Consider the following 19,759-nt stretch of genomic DNA (forward strand, 5'->3'; position numbering starts at 1 on the left):
CCCGGACGTCGCAGACGTGCGGGGTTTTTCGCTGATTGGAGGTTGGATGGCTATGAATAATGCAGGTGAAGGGAACGGACCAAACCGGGAGCTGGATTTTACGATACAAGGCATGAGCTGCGCCGCATGCGCAGCCAGAATCGAGAAGACGCTTGGCCGCATGGAAGGGGTAACGGAGGTAGCGGTCAGCTTTCCGCTGCGCACCGCTTGGGTACAAGTGAGCGGCGGCCAAGTTACGAAGGAGCTGCTTGCGGAGAAAGTAGGCCAGCTCGGCTTCAGCGCCAAGCTGAATGAAAGCGCGAGCGAAGGCCTGCACCGGGAGAGGAGCTGGCTTCGTCTCCGGCTTATTGCTGCGATTGCGCTGACACTGCCGCTCATGGCTGGAATGGCGACGCATCTTCCGGGGCTGAAGCCGGTTGCCGAGCTGCTGCCGGATATTTTCTTTCTGCCTTGGCTTCAGCTCGTGCTTGCGACTATTGTGCAGTTTGTCATTGGGATGCCTTTTTATTTTGGCGCCTATTATGCAGTCCGGCAACGGAGCGCGAATATGGATGTGCTGGTCGTGGTCGGGACGACAGCCGCCTATTTGTACAGTCATTATGTCGTCTTTCGCGATGGACTGTTCGCAGGCGGCACGCATGGCTCGCCCCTGTACTTCGAGACGTCGGCCGTGGTGATGACGGCGGTATTGCTAGGCAAATATATCGAAACCGCCGCTTCATTAAAAGTGCAGCACGAGTCGCTTGGCTTCGATCAGCTGCGCGTGCAATCGGCGGTTGTCGAGAGAGGGGGGGTCATCACTTCTCTGCGAACTGAATATGTGCGCAAGGGAGATATTGTCCATGTGGGCGAGGGTGAATTTGTGCCTGTTGACGGAACGATTCAGCACGGTGAGTCGACGTTGGACGAGTCGCTGCTGACCGGCGAGAGCGCTGCCGTTGCCAAGCGGCCGGGAGACGGCGTTTGGGCCGGGACGCGCAACGGCGCAGGCAAGCTGACGGTCGTAACGGGGGCAGCGGGCCACGAGACGTTGCTTAGCCGCATTCAGGAGCTGGTTCATCAAGGCCAGCGGGCAAAGTCTTCGCTGCAGTCGCAGGTGGACGCCGCCGCAAGCTGGTTCGTCCCCGTCATGCTGCTCGCGGCGGCCTTGACTTTGATCATTTGGGGACTCGTCGTCGAGCCGGGCAATTGGAGCAAGGCCGCGCTATGCGCAATTGCTGTTCTATTGGCAGCTTGCCCGTGCGCGCTGGGACTTGCTGCGCCGATATCTTTGGTGATCGCGTCGGGGCGGTTAGCCAAACGGGGCATTGTGGCCAAGGAAGCGGGAGCGGTGGAGCGGCTGGCTTCGATTCGCACGCTTGTGCTGGACAAAACAGGCACGTTGACCGAGGGAAAGCCTAAGGTCTGCTTTGTCGGCACGCTGGGGCTTGGCCGTTCATCGCTTCTTCGGCTGGCGGTTGCGCTGGAGGCGGAGTCTTCGCATCCATTAGCGGACGCCATTAGGGAAGAAGCAGCGCGGATCGGTCTTGTCACCCCTGATGCAGAACGTATCTCTTATGCAGCGGGAGGCGGTGCGCAGGGGTGGATACGCGGCGTCCATGCCGCGATTGGCAATGCCAAGTATGTCGGAAATCTTGGGCTTGAAATATCGCGCGAGGCAAGACGGCAAGCGTCGGAGCGTGAGGCGCTTGGTGAGACTGTCGTATACGTCATGGAACGGGAAGCTTGCGTGGGCATTATCGGATTCAGAGATCTGTTGAAGGGCGATGCCAGTCAGATGGTAAGAGAGTTGAAGCGCCTTGGCGTCCAGCCGATCGTGGCAACGGGCGATCATGCAGCGCCCACGAATGCCGTCGCCAAAGCGCTCGGCATCCAAGAATTTCATGCTTCCATGCTGCCGGAGAGCAAGCTGGCCCTTGTGGAGAAGCTAAAACGGAGCGGCAAGCGGGTCGCGATGGCCGGTGACGGCTGGAATGACGCGCCAGCGCTGGCTGGGGCAGATGTGGGCATCGCGATGGGGAATGGCACCTACGGAGCGCTTAACGCGGGGCATATTACGCTAATCTTCTCCAGACTGCAGGCGATAACCGAAGCGATCCGCCTCAGCCGGCTGACGATTAGGAATATCCGTCAAAACCTCGTTTTTGCGCTATGCTATAACGCCGTCATCATTCCATTCGCAGCAATCGGCTATCTCCAGCCGTGGATGGCGGGGACTGCGATGGCGCTCAGTTCCGTATCGGTCGTAGCCAATGCGCTGCGGCTTGGCGCCCGCATGGAGCGGGCTGCGGAGAGGGGGCGCTAATGTCGCTCAGTCTGAACGGAGTCGGTCTTATTCTATTGACGGGATTATTCAGCGCTCCTCATTGCATCGGCATGTGCGGCGGCATCGTATCGGCTGTATCGCTGCAGTCGAACGCTACTGCAAGGCGATCGATGCTGCTATATAATGCGGGACGCATTGTATCCTACGCTCTGCTGGGAGCAATGATGGGTGCAGTGGGTTCGTTCGTTGATGTTGCGGGAAGATTCGCGGGGATTAGGGGGCTCGCTTCTATTATTGGCGGCTGTTTCGTCCTCTTATGGTTATGGAGGAAGGTGCAGATCCCTTTCCTTAACCGATTGTCGGGGAAGCTACATCAGGAGCTGGCTTCCGGTGCGCGCGCTTCCGGACGCAAGGAGACGGCTCACCTGCTGGCAACGGGGTTTGCCTTTGGCTTCCTGCCCTGTGGCTTGACCTATGCAATGGGCATGAACGCTGCTGCTACCGGCTCATTGGCCGAGGGGGCGGTTGTGATGGCTCTATTCGGCCTTGCGACCATGCCCGCCCTTGTCTTCGCGGCATCGATTGCGGCGCTTGCCAGCAAGCGCTGGCGGCGGTTCATGCGTCGAGCCGGCGTTGTTACAGCCGTGGCCGTCGGTCTGATCTCGATTCTAAGAGGCTTGGCAGCGAATGGGATCATACCGACTGTATCGCCGTGGCTGTGGTAGTTTGCTAACGGGTTATTGCGCAAACAGAGAAACTGGTGAAAATAGCATTGCGAGAAACGTTTAACGTGCGTAAATGGTGAAATTGGTGAAACCGTGTTGTGAGACACGCTTCATGCTGCGAAACCGCCTGAAGTGCCATCAAGCTCTAACTGCCCCTTAGTAGACTGCTTTTAGCGTTCGGGTAATGATGCTGTCTCGATCGCCATCGATTATAAGCGAAGCTTTCCATAGACCGGGCATTAACGGCACACCCTCGCCGGAATAGAAGCCTGGCGCTGTTTCGGTTAAGGAGAAATCGAAGTCACCGCAGACCATGCCGATCATCTCCAGCTTGATATCGAGCTGCGCTCCCTCCAGCGGGTTCCCCGCTGCATCGGTCAGAATTAACTGAAAGGTATTGTTGGCGAGGACGGTAGCGGGATAATCGACAATCGTCCATTCCAGTTGCCCATTGGTATGGCTGTGTATCGTAATGGCAGCATCCGCAGAGATAGATTGCGGCCTGAGCATAAGTACGACAATAGCCATTACGGCTAAGCTCGTCACAATGAATAACACCCAGGACATCCGGCTTTTACTGTGATTATGGGGTGTATTGTCCGATGAGTTAATGGTTTCGGTCATCTTGATGCCTCCTCATATGCAAAGCAAATACGCATTCGAAAAGCAGATGATTCAGAAAATGGAGCTGACTCTTATACATTACCTATATTGGCAGCAGAACGATTTATGCCTTCATTTCCGGGTAAACGTTAGCGGAATCGCGTAAAAGGAATGGACAATTGCGGACGGGGAGTGTATAGTAACTACTGATATTTTAATAGTTGAAAGCAATGAGGTGCTTTGCGTTGCGCAGCAGGGTAACAGCGGACAAGCTCAAATTCGCCTGCGTATCGTAAAAGCTTAATAGGGAAGCCGGTGCAATTCCGGCACGGACCCGCCACTGTAAGGAGGGCATGCATAGCAGATGATGCGTGTATGCCATCGCAGCCGCGATATGTCACTGAGCGATCAGCTCGGGAAGACGAGGCCTGCGACAATCCGAGTCAGGAGACCTGCCTTTTTGTATGAACGCTGTTACCTACGTGGACTTAGGGAGGTGTTGGAGAGGCATGTTTCGCTGCGTACGCGGCGATTGACACGGGCGTTTCCGGCACAGAGGCCGGGAATGCTTTTTTTTGTGTCCGAATGCAAGACGCAGAAGCGATTCTGCGATAAATTGACGATCTGATACAGGAGTGAATGAGAAGATGAAGGTTATGTCTTGGACTAAAATGAAAACGGCTGTAAGCCTGCTGCTCATTATGATGATGGTAGTGCTGGCGGCATGCGGCGCAACTACAGATACAGACAAGGGCGCAGCAAACAGCAACAACCAGACCGAGCAGGGCGCATCGGCATCCCCTAGCCCGGAAGCAACACCGGAGCCATCGAAGGAAGCCAGTCAAACGACCTATCCATATGAAGTGACAGACGCAACTGGCACAGCGATCACGTTCGAAAAAGCGCCAAGCGCCATCGTAACGCTGGTGCCTAGCGAGACAGAAACGATATTCGCCATCGGAGCAGGCGCACAAGTGGTCGGTGTCGATGAATGGAGCAACTATCCAGATGAAGCGGCGTCTATTGCAAAAATCGGCGACATGACGACGAATATTGAGTCAGTTACTGCGCTTAATCCCGATCTGATCCTGGCCTCGTCTTCCATGAATGTCGACGCGATTGCGAAGCTGCGCGAGCTTGGACTGAATGTCTATGCAACAAATCCGAAAACCTACGACGAAGTAGTTGCCAAAGTAGAGGAAATCGGTAAAATTATGAATATGCAAGCTGGAGCCGCAGAAGTTGCGGATCATATGCGTGAAGTGAAAGAGCAAGTCACGACTGCGGTTAAGGACGCAGAGAAGAAAAAGGTTTACCTGGAGTTTTCGTCAGGCTGGACTGTCGGATCGGGAGAGTTTTTGGACGAGCTGCTGACGCTGGCTGGCGGCATTAACATCTCTGCGGCGCAACCTGGCTGGTTCGAAGTCAATGGCGAAGAAGTCATTACACAAAATCCGCAGTTGATTATTTACCCTGATTTCGGAGAGGAGAAAAGCTCCATCGTCGCAGGTATCGAATCGCGTCCCGGCTGGGAAGCAATCGATGCGGTGAAGAACAATCAAATGTTCGCCGTAACCAATGATCCGCTTGTGCGCGTTGGTCCTCGACTGGCGGACGGACTGCTTGAGCTTGCGAAAGCGATCCATCCTGAGCTTGTCAAATAGATGTTGCGCATAAAAGGGATAACGTATGGAGGAGCAGCTTTGCTCCTTCTTGCTGTTTCTATGATAGCCAGCTTGTCTATCGGTTCCGCAGGATTGTCCTTTGTGGATGTATGGGGCATACTGATCCACCAGCTTCCGGGCATGCCCGATCCGGCGGACAAATGGACAAGCGGCGAAATTGCGATTGTGACGCAGGTCAGACTTTCGCGGGTATGGCTGGACGTACTTGTCGGTGCATGCCTTGCGCTCGCCGGAGCTGGATTCCAAGGGGTTCTTCGCAATCCGCTTGCTGATCCGTATACGCTTGGCGTTGCATCGGGCAGCTCTGTCGGAGCTGCATTTATTATTTTGACAGGAATGCAGCTTGCGCTTGGTCTCTGGACGATTCCGGTTGTTGCATTCGGTACAGGCATTTTGACCCTTATTGCTGTTATAGGGCTATCCCGCACCAGGGGCGTTATGCAGATTGAAACGATTATTTTGTCCGGCGTTATCATCCAATCGTTCCTTGGAGCGTTCGTATCGTTAATGGTATCGATGTCGCAAGGCGTAGTGAACCAGATCCTGTTCTGGATTATGGGCTCGCTCGCAATGAAAAGCTGGGAACATGTGTATATGATGATTCCTTTTCTTGTTATCGCGCTGCCCATTCTGCTGTACTTCAGCCAATCCTTAAATCTGTTCACCCTTGGCGAGAGGCATGCTTCCCATCTGGGCGTGAAGGTGGAACGGACAAAGCTGATTGTCATGCTCGTGTCTACGCTGTTAACTGCAGCGGCTGTGTCGGTTTCGGGTGTTATCGGATTCGTCGGCTTGGTGGTGCCGCATCTTATTCGATTAATTGTAGGCCCGGATTACCGGCTCATTATTCCGCTTGCAGGCATTGGGGGCGGGATCTTTATGTTATGGGCGGATACGCTGGCGCGTAATGTGCTCAGTCCGAAGGAATTGCCGCTCGGGGTTGTAACGGCGCTGATCGGTGCTCCGTTCTTCGCCTATTTGCTGCATCGGAGGATGAAGGTGGAAGGAGGCGCTAAATCTTGAGTCTGGTTGCCAGGCAAGTTGGCGCCCTTATACAAGGAGCGTCTGTGCTGGATGCGATATCGGTATCGTTCGAACGAAATCGCATCTACGGAATTATTGGTCCCAATGGCGTTGGCAAATCGACGCTGCTCCATATTTTATCCGGTTCGGATGCGCCAAGCTCGGGAGTCGTCACACTGGATGGCATTCCGTTGACCGATATACCGTCCAAGAAGCTTGCTCAAAGACTAGCTGTTCTGCAGCAAGGCGGCTTGCCTCCCGTTGGATTCACGGTTCGCGAGGTTGTGGCCATGGGCAGGTATCCCCATCAGAACTGGCTTGGCGGTGAGGCGGAGGATCCTGATGCCGTAATAGACGACGCTCTTCATGCGATGGGATTAGTCGATCTGCAGAGCCGCAAGCTGCATCAGCTTAGCGGCGGAGAACGCCAGCGGGTTGCATTGGCGAAGCTGATGGCACAGCAGCCGGAGATCCTGCTTCTGGATGAACCGACCACTTATCTCGATATCGGTTACCAGATCGAGCTGCTGGACACGGTGAAGGCTTGGCAGAAGCAGAAGAGCCTTCTAGTTATTGCCGTACTGCATGACTTGAATCTGGCTTCCTTATATTGCGATATGCTCATTGCCTTGCATAAGGGGCGGATATCGGCGGAAGGATCGCCCGAAGAGGTGCTGCAGCCAGCTGTGATTGAACGTCTATACGGAGCGAAAACAACACTCGTCAAGCATCCCGCAACGGGAGTCCCGCAATTAATATTGCAGCCGGGCTCCGAGTAAATCCTCGGGAATGTCAGTCGGGGCAAGAAGGTGCCGTTGTTGGAGTCAGCTTAGTCAAGTGAAGCGCCATCCTGATACAGATCAGTCAGATAAGGGGGAATTCATAGCATGAACATTACCGAACTTGAGGAGCGTCTTTCGGCTATCGTCAGCTCGATAGCGCCATTCGATGAAGATGCGGCGCGCCGGGCTAAGCAACATTCCGACCAATTGACGAAACCGCCGGGCAGTCTTGGCAAGCTGGAGGCGATTGCGGCTCAGCTCGCAGGCGCAACAGGGCAGCTGTGGCCGGATTTGTCCAAGCGTGCCGTCATTGTGATGGCTGGCGATCACGGAGTATGCGAAGAAGGCATCAGCGCATTCCCGCAAGCGGTTACGCCGCAGATGGTACACAACTTTTTGAACGGCGGCGCAGCCGTCAACGTTTTGGCTAGACAGGCGGGGGCAGAGGTTGTATGTGTAGATATCGGGGTAGCAGCCGAGCTCAAGCACGATAGCCTCGTAAGCCGCAAGGTCGTTTGGGGAACCCGGAATATGGCGAAGGAGCCCGCGATGACCCGCTTGGAAGCTCTGGAAGCTATCTTGACCGGCATTGCAGTCGCTGAGGCGCAAATCGCGAAGGGCACGCGATTGTTTGCAACGGGGGAAATGGGCATCGGCAATACGACAGCCAGCGCTGCCATTACGTCCGTGCTTGCGAATCTGTCTCCTGAGCTGACGGTCGGACGCGGAACTGGCATTAATGACGGTGTGCTTGCCCATAAGATCGAAGTTGTGAAGCGGGCAATCGAGAGGAATCAGCCGAATCCCGACGATGGGCTTGATGTGCTTGCCAAGGTGGGCGGCGCAGAAATCGCAGGACTTGTCGGAGTGATTATCGGGGCAGCGGCGAATCGTTGTCCTGTTGTCATTGACGGTTATATCTCTACGACGGCGGCGCTCGTCGCTTCCAGACTGGCGCCGCGCACGGTTCCCTATATGCTGGCTTCCCACTTGTCGCATGAGCTGGGCCATGCCAGACTAATGGAAGCCATCGGCCTGTCACCGCTTATTCATCTGGAGATGAGGCTGGGCGAAGGGACGGGAGCGGTGTTAAGCTTCCATCTGCTGGACGCTTCACTTCTTCTTATGCAAGAGATGGCGACCTTTGACAGCGCGGGAATATCCAAGTCATAACCGGGAGGATGGCTAATGGCCATATTGATTACAGGCGGCGCACGCAGCGGCAAAAGCCGCTTCGCGGAACAATACGCGGCCAGGCTTGGGACCTATGGCATCTATATTGCCACTTGCCAACCATACGATGAGGAGATGAAGGAACGAATCCGCATGCACGTGCGGGATCGCGAGGCTTCCGGCTTCCGTTGGGAAACGAAGGAGGAGCCGCTGGAGGCCGCATCCTTGCTTTACAAGCTGGCTTTGGGATTTACGGAAGAGAGCCGCGAGGCCTTAGCTGCAGGCAAACCGTGGACGGCTCCGCCCGTTCTGCTTGATTGTATTACCTTATGGCTAACCAACCGGCTGCTGCAATCGGAGGCAGAGCAAGATGGGGCTGCCCGGCTCGCCGAACAAATGGAAGCATTCATTGAAGCTGTCCGCAGCTATCCCTATCCGCTTCTTCTTGTGACGAATGAGGTGGGAGACGGTATCGTGCCGGAATACTCGCTTGGACGCCGATTCCGCGATGAAGCGGGGAGATTGAACCAGCGGCTGGCCGAAATATGCGAGCGCGTATTTCTGGTTACGGCGGGCATTCCCGTCGAGCTCAAGTCGATCGCTTTTCGGTGGGACGAGCTGTGATCTTCTATAGTGTGCAAGAGCTGCTGCTGCTCGCGATGGCAGCCGTGATCATCGACTGGATAATAGGCGATCCCAAGTGGCCTACTCACCCTGTCATTTGGATCGGTCGACTTATCAAAGGACTGGAACGGCTGCTGTATCCGAACAATAATTCGGCATCGCCGATTGCGGTCAAGCTGTGCGGTTGCCTTCTGACCCTTATTACAATTACAGTGAGCTGGGGAGTCATGTTCCTGATCGTCTGGACTGCGGATGCCGTCCATGTATGGGCGGGATATGCCGTGTCCGCATGGTTCATCTCGACGACGCTGGCGGTCAAAGGGCTGAAGGATGCGGCAATGCTCGTCTACTTGCCCCTGTCACAGGGGAATCTGGCGGACGCGCGCCGATATGTCGGCTATATTGTGGGCCGGGATACCGAAGACTTAAGCGAGCCGGAGGCAGCAAGGGCGACCGTCGAGACAGTGGCCGAAAATACGGTGGACGCCTTCTTGTCGCCACTTCTGTTCGCGCTGATCGGAGGCGCGCCGCTTGCGATGCTGTACCGGTCCGCCAATACGCTCGATTCGATGGTAGGGTACCGCAACGAAACGTATATCGACTTCGGCTGGTGCTCCGCACGGCTGGATGATGTGCTGAACTATATACCTGCTCGACTGACTGGAATTCTTATGGTATCCGCCGCGGCATTGCTGCCGGGAATGAAGCCAGGCAGAAGCTGTCGGTCCATTAGGGCATTTGCTTCCCTTCATCCCAGCCCGAACAGCGGGATACCGGAATCTGCGGTGGCGGGGGCGATCGGCATTCAGCTTGGCGGGATTAACCGGTACTTTGGCGTAGCGAGCGAAAGAGCGCGTATGGGCTGGAAGACTCGTGAGCTGGAGACGCGGGATATTCGGGCTTCGATTCACATCATGTATGTCGTCAGCGTCTTGGCGCTGGCGGGAATGGGGGTGGCATGGCTATGTCTCGTGTAAAATGGCATGTGCAAGCGGCGGTAGCTGCCTTTCAATTTCTGACTAGAATTCCGGTTCCGGTCGAAGTGCCGTTCGAACGCCCGGTCTTGACGAGAAGCATTGCGTATTTCCCATTAGCGGGCGCAGCGATCGGCTTATGTCTTGCTGCTGCGTCTTGGGCGCTGCCTTACATTCTTCCTCCATGGCCGTCCGCTATAGTTCTGCTTGCGATCTGGATCGGAATAAGCGGAGGGCTGCATCTGGACGGATGGATGGATACGGCTGACGGAGTGCTTAGCCATCGCTCGAGGGAGAGGATGCTTGAAATTATGAAGGACAGCCGGGTTGGCGCAATGGGCGTCATTGCGGCTGTTCTTTTGCTGCTGTTAAAGGCTTCGTTAATCGCTTGGTTGTTGGGCGCTGATTACAGCGGCCATGCAGCGATTCCAACGATTCTTATTGTTAGCGCGGTATGGAGCCGCGCCTGGATGGGCGTCGCCATTGCAGGCTGGAAGCCCGCACGCCCGAATGAGGGAATCGGTCGGTTATTCCACGGAGTTAGGCTGAGTCATGCGCTGGTGTCAGTCGCGTTGGCTTTTATCATTTCATTTATTTCATTAATAATTAACGGCATTAATTTAATAGAAGTATTCATATTAGCCACTGCTGCTGGCGTAGTTACCTTTATCACAGGCGGCGTGCTGTCTGTCTGGCTTAACAGAAAACTTGGCGGCTTGACGGGTGATACGTACGGCGCCATGAATGAGGCGATCGAGCTTGCCATGCTGGCAGCGGTTGTCATTTGGGCTTATTACTAGGGCTAAAGCAAAACGCGTTCAACTGGCTCTTAGTGTGTAGATGCGAGGTTTTGTATCGCAGTATCTAGTTGGAAGGAATGAGAAGCTATGCTAGAACGTTATGGACATGGCGGGGATCTAAGAACGGCGGAGGAATGCTTCGGATTGCCTTCTTCTTCGTTCCTTGATTTCAGCTCCAATATGAATCCGCTCGGCCCGCCGGATGCGGTCCGTGAAGAATTGGCCCGGTATGCGGCGTATATCGACAGATACCCGGATCCAGCTTCGAGAAGGCTTAGCGCGAAGCTAGCCGCAAAGCATGGCATTGAAGAAAATGCTATCCTGATCGGCAACGGAGCCGCTGAGCTGATCGATCTTGTTGTCAGAGCGCTGCGTCCTAAAGCTGCTGCGATTGCTGTTCCGTGCTTCTCGGAGTACGGCGACGCGATTCGAAAAGCCGAAGCTGTCCTGTATGAAGGGCTATTGCTTGAAGCGGAACAATTCGAATTGAACCAACGCTGGGCAAAGGAAGCGCTGGAGCGTTCGGGCGCGGAGTTGTATATGATAGGTTCTCCTAATAATCCGACAGGGGCGCTTGTAGAGCCCGCGCGGGTGAAAGAGCTGTTGGCAAGCGGGGCAACGGTTGTTGTTGATGAAGCTTTTATGGATTTTGTGCCGGAGGAAAAGAGCTATAGTCTAGTTCAGGAAGCATCCCGGCATCCCCATTTGTTTGTCGTCCGCTCCATGACGAAGTTTTATTCCATTCCCGGCATCCGGCTGGGCTATATCATCGGACATCCCGAATCCCTTGCCGAACTGCGCAGACTCCAAGTGCCTTGGAGCGTTAATTCGCTTGCTCAATCGATTGGCGAGGCTGTCCTCAGCGATGAAGCATTCGCCCAAAAATCCTTGCGCTGGCTGCAGGAGGAGAGGCCACGGATGACTCGTGAGCTTGAGGCTCTTGGATTCCGCGTCTATCCGGGCGTGACGAACTACATGCTGCTGCGCTTGCCGGAAGGTTGCGGACTTCATTCTAGGGAGCTTCAACGGAAAATGGGAGTAGAAGGCGTTCTTATTCGTGACGGCTCGCATTTTCCGGGACTGGATGAGCGATATATTCGCGTTGCGGTGAAGCTGCGCGAGCAGAATGCGAGGTTGATTGATACGCTGAGGACCTGCATGTACGGAACAGGAGGGCAATAGCTTATGATGGGATACGAATCCGGGCTAGAACTCGGGATGACGGATCGTAAAACAGGTCCGGGCAGGACGCTGATGATTCAGGGAACGGCATCCGATGTCGGCAAAAGCTTGATAACAGCCGCCTTATGCCGGATATTCACCCAGGACGGCTACCGGACAGCTCCGTTCAAATCGCAAAATATGTCTCTCAATTCTTATGTGACTTGGGACGGCAAAGAGATTGGACGCGCTCAGGGCATGCAGGCCGATGCTTGCGGTATTGCGGCGACGACGGATATGAATCCCATTCTGCTCAAGCCGACTGGCGAGATGTCGTCTCAGGTTGTCGTTCACGGCAAGCCGTTGAGAGATTACGAGGCGCGGGAATATCGCGAGCGTTATCTTCCTGTGGCCGGCGGAATCGCCAGGGAATCGCTTCGCGTCCTGCGAGAGAAGTACGATATCGTGGTGCTGGAGGGTGCAGGCAGCCCTGCGGAAATTAATCTGAAGGACCGGGATATCGTCAATATGAATATGGCTGCATGGGCCGATGCCCCTGTCGTGCTGGTGGCGGATATCGACCGCGGCGGCGTATTCGCATCGATTGTCGGTACCCTGGAGCTGTTGGAGCCTCATGAACGGGACAGAGTATGTGGATTTGTCATTAATAAATTTCGTGGAGATGTCGCGTTGCTGAAGCCGGGATTGGATTGGCTGGAGGAGAGGACGGGCAAGCCAGTGCTGGGCGTGCTGCCGTATTTGCCGGGACTGGAGCTGGAGGATGAGGACTCGCTGTCTCTTAACGGGTCGAGGGCCGCAGCTTATCGCCGCCCTGATACTAATGCATCGAAGTCTGGTATTCAGCTACAAGCTGAAGCTCAGAGGCTGGATATTATTGTGGTCAAGCTTCCCCGTATATCCAACTTTACCGATGTCGATCCGCTGCTGGCGGAGCCTGATGCTGACGTGCGGTTCGTCGAACACGCTCAAGAATGGGGATCGCCTGATCTTGTTCTGTTGCCCGGAAGCAAAAATACGATTGCCGATCTGGCTTGGCTGCGGGAACAAGGACTCGCTGAGCTCGTCCTGAATCATATCCGCAGCGGCGGAAGGGTTGCGGCCATATGCGGCGGATACGAAATGCTTGGCGAGCGGCTCTTGGACCCGCTGGGGGTAGAATCATCGCAAGTGGAATCTCAGGGGCTAGGGCTGTTTCCGTTTCATATCGAATTTCAGTCCTTCAAAACAACGGTGCGTGTTGAGGGGACGGTACGGCTTGGGGGAAACGTCGAGAGCTTCCCGATCGACGGCTACGAGATTCATATGGGTCAAATGATGCCGAATCGTCCAGATTTGCAGATGCCATTTCTCATAAGAGAGAAACGATATGAACAAGAGGTCTATGGCGAGGAGCCGTTCCAGCCGGAAGGCGTAAGCACGCCGGACGGCAAAGTCTGGGGCACATTCATTCACGGCGTTCTTCATAACGACAGCTTCCGGAGAGCATGGCTTAACGAAGCAAGAAGGGATAGGGGATGGGCCCCGCTGGCTGAGGGCATCCGATTCCGCGAGAGGCGAGAGGCGGCATTCGACCGGCTTGCGGTTGCGGCGAGGACATATCTGGACTTGACCCGCATCTACGCCATTGCAGGACTAAGGGAGGCGGAGCCGGATGACGCAGCCCTTTCGTAAAGATGTCCGTTATTTCTCTCGCTATTGGAACGGGGTTTCGGCAGAGCTAAAGGAGGACAGAATTGAAGTTCGTCTTCCTCACATCTGCCATACATTAAGCAGTGCGATATGGCCAGGCGGATTCTCCATGGCGGACGGTTTCGTCAATTGGAAGGTTCCTCTGGACTACCGTTGCGATGAACCTGTCTCTGATCTTAAGCGCAGATGCGGGGAATGGGGATTCCGTCCGGATTCTACGGTAGGCTTCCTGACGGCCGCCAAGCTGACTCATGCTTCGGTGACGGAGCTGGAAGGAGACCGGTTCCGTCTGCTGTGCATAACGACTGTAGGAACCCGTAATGCGGCTCGGGCAGGGCTGAAGCGGGAGACATATTCCGCTTATGCGCCGGGGACAATCAATTCGATCTTGCTGATCGACGCCAGAATGACGGAATCTGCCATGGTGAATGCAGTCATTACGGCAACGGAAGCGAAGGCGGCTGCGCTGCAGCAGCTGAATATTCGGGAAGCGGCCAACGGGCTGTCCGCGACCGGGACGACAACGGATGCCGTCGCAATTGGCGTAAGCCAGTCTGCGGAGTGGGGGGAAGCTGTTCACGCTTATGCCGGAGCGGCTACTACAATTGGTTGCGCCATCGGCGAAGCGGTCTATGAGACTGTGCTGGAGGCCGGAGCGACCCAGCATGAGGTCTAAAGCGGCTGAAATCAGGCAAGGCTGATAAGACATTGGAAGGGTCAGCTGAAAGATGGAAAGAGCAAGCTAACGGTCACACTTGGGAGATACCAGGGATTGCATGATTTGTGTGAAATTATGTTGCAACTTTTCCAATTGTTGAGCGTCTATAGGTGTGGGCTTGTCAGGTTCAAACCGTCAAGCGATCCTATTTTATCAGATTGAGGAGTTGTGACTGAATGCTGCAACCTAGATGGAGCAAAAGAAATAAAGCGGCTGCATTAATTCTCTCCGCTATGTTAATGACCGCACCGATCAGCCATGCGTCTGCTGGAGAGACGCCGATTACATCAGGAACGAGTTACGTCGTGTTCTATCTGGACAACAAAGAAGCTTTCCTCAACGGACAACAAGTGACGCTGGATTCGCCGGCGGTCGCGCGCAAGGGAAGAACCTATGTGCCTGCCAAGTTTCTCGGCGACGCCTTCGGCATGAAGGTGGAATGGCAAGAGAAAACCCGCACCGTGCTGATGGTTACGCCAACGCATGAAATCTTGCTGGACACCGTGAACAAGCAAGCTTGGGTGAATGGATTGGCCTATCCGTTCGACGATGTGGCGATGCTGCTGAACGGGAGGCTGATGATCAAGCTCACCTGGCTGTCGGATTATATGGGCGCTACATATACGTACAATCAAGAGCTTCGCCGCGTTGACGTTATTCACGTGAATAAGCCGGAGGGCAACTACAACCCTGACCTGAATAACTCCGCTCCCATAGCGAAGTTCACGCTTGGCAAGCAGACTTACCGGATTGGCGAGCCTGTCAAATATATCAATCTCAGCTATGATCCCGATGCAGAAGGGGTGAAGCTGGAGTGGTCCGGCAAGGAAGATGTATTCTTCAAAGCGGGGACTTATCCTGTCACACTTGTGGCAACCGACAAGATGGGGCATAAGAGCAAGCCATTCACACGGGATATCGTCGTAACCAACGAGGTCTATCTGAGCGAAGCGGAATATCCGATCTACACCAAACCGGCCGGCAGTTATATCGCGACTAATTGGAGTACGCTGTACAACAATTATTTCAACCTGCCGGATGTGCCGAAAAAAGTGACGGAGGACAAATCGCGCACGCTGCTCATGAGTGATAGTCCGGAAACCTTTCGTGAGCTTGGCATTTTGTATCAAGACAGCATCAATGGCAAGGGCAGACTATATGCCGACCATCTGAACGGCACGGATAAAACAGTGAGCTTCGCCATCATGGCCACCAATAAGTCCGATAAGCCGGTGACGATACGCACGACGAATAAAGGCGAGGTTTATCCGTCCATTTATGCCCATCTGATTGGCAGCGAAGCGATGGTCGATTATTTGATGGACGACTCCGTAGAAGAGACGATGACGATTCCTGCGGGCAGTACATTTGTCTACAAGCAATTCCCGGATTTCTACCCTGGCTCGGGTGTCAATCTGATGTATGATGTGGAGACCGACGGCGAAGTACAATTTACATTTGCCGCCGCGGACAAAGTATCGAATGCGATTCTGGATATGCCGAAATTGCCGTTCACCGGCCATATTCGCGGAACGTTCCAGATTGCGGGCTTCGATTGGGGCCTCGACCTGACGGCGAATGCCTTCAAGAAGCCGATGAAGCTCGTCATTGGCGACGGGAAGACGGATGCCTTCCAGAAGGGCTTTGACCCACAGCGCGGCACAGAGGCGGTTCTGAGCGGCAACTACGGCACAGTCTACAAGATTCACTCCGATAAGCCGCGGAAGATGGCGATTATGATTCTCGCCAAAGGCGGTCCATTCAAAGGTCCGTTCAAAATAAACGGCGAGATGGTCAAAGTGCCTGCATCGGGCGTGTTGACCGCATTCGACGGCATGATCATGCTGCATAAAACAACCGGCAAGGAAGCGAGTCTGGACATCGAGTTCAGTCCTCCGGCCGGATCGGCGTTTCCGATCAACCTGATCTTCTATCCGCTTGACGATAGGGCTCAATAAGCGTAATCGCAGCATCGCTGCTCCCTCGTGAGCAGCGATGTTTATTTTTGTCCGAGTGGGGATGGAGGAATTAAGGTGTCAATAAGTAGACAAACCGCCTATGAAAGCGGTAAAATATAATGCTTAATAGATTCGGATGACAAGGAGAGGACGTCAAGGCATGAGTACGAATTCTGGCATGGGCCAAGGGCAAGCGGAACGGCTGAGCAAAAAGCAAATTACATTGGTAATCGGAATCATAGGAGGCATTTTGCTATTTGCCGGTATTCTATTCATGATCTTGTACAACTCGTTAAGCAATAGATCACCGGGAGCCGATGCGCCGCTGGAAGCGATCACCCAATACCGTTATGAATACGCCGAAGCTGCGAACGGTATGAAGCTCCATGCGCTCGTGACGAAGCCTGCATTCGTCACGCTAGAGGTGGTGCGCGAGAATGTGACATTGACGAACAAAGTCGGTATTAATGGCGGTTTTTTCTATGGCGACACCCTGATCAGCATGGGGATCGTCAATGGCCGGACTGTCAATGGAGCGGCCAACGCATACGGAAGCGGCGGAGAAAATATGAAGTATGCGAGGGGGACGCTCGTATGGGACGGCGCCTCCGATTCGCTCTCCGTTCAAGTGGTATCGACCGCCAATGAGGTTAAGGTCAAGGATCATACCCGATTCTGGGCTCAGGGCGGCATCAGCATGAGTCTGGGGGATGAAGCCGGCTGGGTGAATCAGACGGTAGCTGAGAACGCGCCGTTCCCGGACGAGCAGCGGCTGCGTTCGGCTGCCGTATACGATGAGAGTGGCATGTTATATCTAATCGTAAGCGAGACAGGCGGTTCGCTTCATGACTTCAGAACGGCGATTATGGACACGATCGGTGACGGAGGGCTCGTGGACGGCATCTTCCTGGACGGTGACGGCTCGTCGCAATTGCTGAGCAAGGAGATGAAGCTTGCCGGTGATAATCGCCCCGTCCTGCAAATGCTGCGGATTACAAAGTAGGTTTACTTAGGCAACGGCCTGGAAGGTTGGAGGAAGCTGGACGATGACACGATTGCCCATCGATGAGGTGCTGCCCGAATTGCTGCTCGCGCTGCAAAGCGGGAACGGGGCCGTTCTCGTAGCCGAGCCGGGCGCCGGCAAGACGACGAGAGTGCCGCTCGCTTTGCTGGAACAGCCATGGCTAGGCGGCAAGAAAATAGTGATGCTGGAGCCAAGACGGCTGTCCGCGCGCTCGGCAGCGCAATATATGGCCCGGATGCTGGGAGAAAAGGTTGGGGAGACGGTCGGGTATCGCGTCCGTCTGGATTCCAAGGTCGGTCCGAGGACATTGATTGAGGTCGTAACGGAAGGCGTACTTACGCGGATGCTGCAGGAAGATCCTTCGCTCGATGATGTCGGCGCGGTATTGTTCGATGAATTCCATGAGCGTCATCTTCATGGCGACCTGGGTCTCGCCTTATGCTTGGAGGCGCAATCGCTGCTGCGGGAAGAGCTTCGGCTGCTCGTCATGTCGGCGACGCTGGAAGCCGAGCCGGTAGCCGATCTTCTGGGAGGCGCTGCGGTGATCCGCAGCAAGGGGCGAAGCTATCCCGTCACGACGCATTACGCGCCTGCGAGATCAACCGCTCCGCTAGAGCAGGCCGTGGGACAAGCGATCTTCCAAGTTATGAGGGAAGCGGATGGGGATGTACTTGTATTCCTCCCTGGAGCCGCCGAAATTCGCAGAACTGCGAGCTGGCTGCGAGGACAAGGACTTCCTGCCGGTGTTCGTCTCGCTGAATTGCATGGCAGCCTGACGCTGGATGAGCAGGCCTCGGCGATTGCGCCTTGTGCGCCGAATGAACGCAAAATCGTGCTCTCGACATCAGTCGCGGAGTCCAGCCTGACAGTAGAAGGCGTCAAAATTGTTGTCGACAGCGGCTTGTCGAGAGTGCCCAGGTTTTCACCCCGTACAGGACTTAGCCGGCTGGAGACCGTGCCGGTATCGCGGGATTCAGCCGATCAGCGCAGAGGGCGCGCAGGCCGTGTGGCGCCAGGCTATTGCTATCGCATGTGGACCGAGCAAGAGCATCACCATCTGCCGCTTCATACTAGACCTGAGATGCTGGATGCGGATTTATCCGCCCTGGCGCTGGAGCTTGCGGTATGGGGGACACCAGACCCGGCAGAGCTGCAATGGCTCACGCCTCCGCCGCAAGCCGCGTATGATGGCGCCGTCGCATTGCTGCAAAGCTTGAATGCAATGGACGAACACGGTAAGCCGACGCCATCCGGACAGCGAATCGCCAAGCTGGGCATGCATCCCCGCCTCGGCGCTATGCTGCTTGCTGCGGAAGAGCAGCCAGCGGCGCTGGAGCGTGCTTGTGAATTGGCAGCATTGCTGAGTGAACGCGATCTGCTGGGTTCCGAGCGCAATGTGGATATAGCACTTCGAGTGGATGCGCTGCGCAAAGCCGGCGGCAAAGAGCCTGCGGCCCATCGGATAAAGTCACAGGCCCAGCAGTGGAAGCGAAGAATGGATGAGCGGCGCGCGGACGAGGCCGCTACGAATCTTCCACACAATCAGTCAAAGACGTGGGCGGAAGGGTCGCTGCTTGCCAGTGCCTACCCCGATCGCATCGCCCAACGGAGGCCAGACGGCAGGTACGTGATGGCAAATGGCAGAGGCGCTGTTCTGCCGGAGCTGCAGCCGCTGTCGCGGTCTCCTTATCTCGTCGTATGCGAGCTGGATGACGCCGGTTCAGAAGGGCGGATTCGTCTCGCTGCAGGCATTAGCCTGCCCGAGATTGAGGCAAGCTTGCCCGCGCATCTGACGCTAGAGGAAGCGGTGGAATGGGATGCCGGCACGCAGTCCGTTCGCGCAAGACGACGAATGAAGCTTGGAGCGATCGTGCTTAGTGAGGTTCCTCTTGAAGGACCGGACCCCGAAGCGGTAGCGGATACGCTCTTGCGGGGCATTAGGCTGAAGGGCATCTCAGCGTTGCCCATGAGCAAGAATGCCGCGAGTCTGCTCGGCCGTATGCGGTTGATGAGCCTTAGCGGCGATCCGCAGTGGCCCGATGTATCGGACGAGGCCTTGCTTGATACGATGGAGCTGTGGCTTAAGCCGCATATTTACGGAATGAAAAGCCTCTCCGATCTAGGCAAGCTGCCGATGGCGCAGTTGGTCGGCGATCGGATGACCTGGAAGCAGACGCGGGAGCTGGATGAGCAGGTTCCGACCCATATTACGGTACCCAGCGGCTCGCGCATTCCGATTGATTACAGCAATCCGGGTTCCCCGGTGCTGGCTGTAAGACTGCAGGAGCTGTTCGGATGGAGGGAGACGCCGAGGCTGGTGAACGGCAGATTGCCCTTAACGCTGCACTTGCTCTCGCCGTCACAGCGTCCTGTGCAAGTGACCAAAGATTTGGCGAGCTTCTGGGAGCTTGCGTATTTCGAAGTTAAAAAAGATTTAAAGGGACGTTATCCCAAGCATTATTGGCCGGATGATCCCTATGAGGCGGTCGCAACAAACCGGGCAAAGCCAAGAGCGCCCCAATCATAGCAGGAA

Annotated in this window: 16 protein-coding genes and 1 riboswitch; of the genes, 15 read left to right on the plus strand and 1 reads right to left on the minus strand. The window is 55.3% G+C overall.

Annotated elements, in window-relative coordinates:
• Window positions 1-52 precede the first annotated feature (52 nt).
• Together D3P07_RS16885 and D3P07_RS16890 are read left to right on the plus strand one after the other, a co-directional pair.
• Window positions 53-2,305 carry a heavy metal translocating P-type ATPase gene (locus D3P07_RS16885; RefSeq protein ID WP_182914365.1) on the plus strand — a complete coding sequence of 751 codons (2,253 nt, stop codon included), beginning with the start codon at window positions 53-55 and terminating at the stop codon, window positions 2,303-2,305.
• Window positions 2,305-2,991: a sulfite exporter TauE/SafE family protein gene (locus tag D3P07_RS16890; protein WP_119801423.1), complete on the plus strand. Its 687-nt coding sequence runs from the start codon at window positions 2,305-2,307 to the stop codon at window positions 2,989-2,991. Before D3P07_RS16885 ends, D3P07_RS16890 begins: the two co-directional genes overlap by 1 nt.
• A gap of 156 nt (window positions 2,992-3,147) precedes the next feature.
• Here D3P07_RS16890 and D3P07_RS16895 read toward each other — a convergent pair whose 3' ends face one another.
• Complete coding sequence (locus D3P07_RS16895) at window positions 3,148-3,615, minus strand: FixH family protein (protein WP_119801424.1); 468 nt, start codon at window positions 3,613-3,615, stop codon at window positions 3,148-3,150.
• Window positions 3,616-3,868: 253 nt separating this feature from the next.
• A riboswitch (cobalamin riboswitch) is annotated at window positions 3,869-4,068 on the plus strand.
• 182 nt (window positions 4,069-4,250) lie between these two features.
• On the opposite strand from D3P07_RS16895, the gene D3P07_RS16900 reads away from it, so the two are divergent.
• From D3P07_RS16900 to hrpB, 13 genes are all read left to right on the plus strand, one after another.
• Window positions 4,251-5,258, plus strand: coding sequence for a helical backbone metal receptor (locus tag D3P07_RS16900; protein ID WP_259391548.1), 1,008 nt, complete (start codon window positions 4,251-4,253; stop codon window positions 5,256-5,258).
• Window positions 5,259-6,302, plus strand: coding sequence for a FecCD family ABC transporter permease (locus tag D3P07_RS16905; RefSeq protein ID WP_119801426.1), 1,044 nt, complete (start codon window positions 5,259-5,261; stop codon window positions 6,300-6,302).
• Window positions 6,299-7,081, plus strand: a complete 783-nt coding sequence (locus D3P07_RS16910; RefSeq protein WP_259391549.1) for an ABC transporter ATP-binding protein — start codon at window positions 6,299-6,301, stop codon at window positions 7,079-7,081. The genes D3P07_RS16905 and D3P07_RS16910 overlap by 4 nt, the downstream gene beginning before the upstream one ends.
• Window positions 7,082-7,189: 108 nt before the next feature.
• Window positions 7,190-8,257 (plus strand): nicotinate-nucleotide--dimethylbenzimidazole phosphoribosyltransferase, encoded by a 1,068-nt coding sequence (cobT, locus tag D3P07_RS16915; protein WP_119801427.1) that lies wholly within the window; start codon window positions 7,190-7,192, stop codon window positions 8,255-8,257.
• A gap of 15 nt (window positions 8,258-8,272) precedes the next feature.
• On the plus strand, window positions 8,273-8,881 hold the full coding sequence (cobU, locus tag D3P07_RS16920) for a bifunctional adenosylcobinamide kinase/adenosylcobinamide-phosphate guanylyltransferase (protein ID WP_119801428.1): 609 nt from the start codon (window positions 8,273-8,275) through the stop codon (window positions 8,879-8,881).
• The gene (gene cbiB / locus D3P07_RS16925) at window positions 8,878-9,858 is read left to right on the plus strand and encodes an adenosylcobinamide-phosphate synthase CbiB (RefSeq protein ID WP_119801429.1); all 981 of its coding nucleotides are present in this window, start codon (window positions 8,878-8,880) and stop codon (window positions 9,856-9,858) included. Before cobU ends, cbiB begins: the two co-directional genes overlap by 4 nt.
• Window positions 9,846-10,655, plus strand: a complete 810-nt coding sequence (gene cobS / locus D3P07_RS16930; RefSeq protein ID WP_259391550.1) for an adenosylcobinamide-GDP ribazoletransferase — start codon at window positions 9,846-9,848, stop codon at window positions 10,653-10,655. The genes cbiB and cobS overlap by 13 nt, the downstream gene beginning before the upstream one ends.
• A gap of 87 nt (window positions 10,656-10,742) precedes the next feature.
• The gene (cobD, locus tag D3P07_RS27110; protein WP_182914366.1) at window positions 10,743-11,837 is read left to right on the plus strand and encodes a threonine-phosphate decarboxylase CobD; all 1,095 of its coding nucleotides are present in this window, start codon (window positions 10,743-10,745) and stop codon (window positions 11,835-11,837) included.
• Window positions 11,838-11,840: 3 nt separating this feature from the next.
• Window positions 11,841-13,508 carry a cobyric acid synthase gene (locus tag D3P07_RS27115; RefSeq protein ID WP_310732559.1) on the plus strand — a complete coding sequence of 556 codons (1,668 nt, stop codon included), beginning with the start codon at window positions 11,841-11,843 and terminating at the stop codon, window positions 13,506-13,508.
• Window positions 13,489-14,202 carry an adenosylcobinamide amidohydrolase gene (locus D3P07_RS16940; protein WP_119801431.1) on the plus strand — a complete coding sequence of 238 codons (714 nt, stop codon included), beginning with the start codon at window positions 13,489-13,491 and terminating at the stop codon, window positions 14,200-14,202. The genes D3P07_RS27115 and D3P07_RS16940 overlap by 20 nt, the downstream gene beginning before the upstream one ends.
• Before the next feature lie 218 nt (window positions 14,203-14,420).
• Window positions 14,421-16,202 carry a copper amine oxidase N-terminal domain-containing protein gene (locus D3P07_RS16945; protein ID WP_119801432.1) on the plus strand — a complete coding sequence of 594 codons (1,782 nt, stop codon included), beginning with the start codon at window positions 14,421-14,423 and terminating at the stop codon, window positions 16,200-16,202.
• 160 nt (window positions 16,203-16,362) lie between these two features.
• Entirely contained in the window at window positions 16,363-17,205 is an 843-nt protein-coding gene (locus D3P07_RS16950; protein WP_259391551.1) for a phosphodiester glycosidase family protein, read from the plus strand.
• A gap of 43 nt (window positions 17,206-17,248) precedes the next feature.
• Complete coding sequence (gene hrpB, locus D3P07_RS16955; protein WP_119801433.1) at window positions 17,249-19,753, plus strand: ATP-dependent helicase HrpB; 2,505 nt, start codon at window positions 17,249-17,251, stop codon at window positions 19,751-19,753.
• Window positions 19,754-19,759 lie beyond the last annotated feature (6 nt).

It is taken from the genome of Paenibacillus sp. 1011MAR3C5, assembly GCF_003591485.1.
Lineage (GTDB): Bacteria > Bacillota > Bacilli > Paenibacillales > Paenibacillaceae > Pristimantibacillus.

Excerpts from the sequence above, each read along its gene's own strand:
- D3P07_RS16885 (WP_182914365.1), top strand. The coding sequence starts at position 53 with ATGAATAATGCAGGTGAAGGGAACGGACCAAACCGGGAGCTGGATTTT.
- D3P07_RS16890 (WP_119801423.1), top strand. The coding sequence starts at position 2,305 with ATGTCGCTCAGTCTGAACGGAGTCGGTCTTATTCTATTGACGGGATTA.
- D3P07_RS16895 (WP_119801424.1), bottom strand. The coding sequence starts at position 3,615 with ATGACCGAAACCATTAACTCATCGGACAATACACCCCATAATCACAGT.
- D3P07_RS16900 (WP_259391548.1), top strand. The coding sequence starts at position 4,251 with ATGTCTTGGACTAAAATGAAAACGGCTGTAAGCCTGCTGCTCATTATG.
- D3P07_RS16905 (WP_119801426.1), top strand. The coding sequence starts at position 5,259 with ATGTTGCGCATAAAAGGGATAACGTATGGAGGAGCAGCTTTGCTCCTT.
- cobT (WP_119801427.1), top strand. The coding sequence starts at position 7,190 with ATGAACATTACCGAACTTGAGGAGCGTCTTTCGGCTATCGTCAGCTCG.
- cobU (WP_119801428.1), top strand. The coding sequence starts at position 8,273 with ATGGCCATATTGATTACAGGCGGCGCACGCAGCGGCAAAAGCCGCTTC.
- cobS (WP_259391550.1), top strand. The coding sequence starts at position 9,846 with ATGTCTCGTGTAAAATGGCATGTGCAAGCGGCGGTAGCTGCCTTTCAA.
- cobD (WP_182914366.1), top strand. The coding sequence starts at position 10,743 with ATGCTAGAACGTTATGGACATGGCGGGGATCTAAGAACGGCGGAGGAA.
- D3P07_RS27115 (WP_310732559.1), top strand. The coding sequence starts at position 11,841 with ATGATGGGATACGAATCCGGGCTAGAACTCGGGATGACGGATCGTAAA.
- D3P07_RS16940 (WP_119801431.1), top strand. The coding sequence starts at position 13,489 with ATGACGCAGCCCTTTCGTAAAGATGTCCGTTATTTCTCTCGCTATTGG.
- D3P07_RS16945 (WP_119801432.1), top strand. The coding sequence starts at position 14,421 with ATGCTGCAACCTAGATGGAGCAAAAGAAATAAAGCGGCTGCATTAATT.
- D3P07_RS16950 (WP_259391551.1), top strand. The coding sequence starts at position 16,363 with ATGAGTACGAATTCTGGCATGGGCCAAGGGCAAGCGGAACGGCTGAGC.
- hrpB (WP_119801433.1), top strand. The coding sequence starts at position 17,249 with ATGACACGATTGCCCATCGATGAGGTGCTGCCCGAATTGCTGCTCGCG.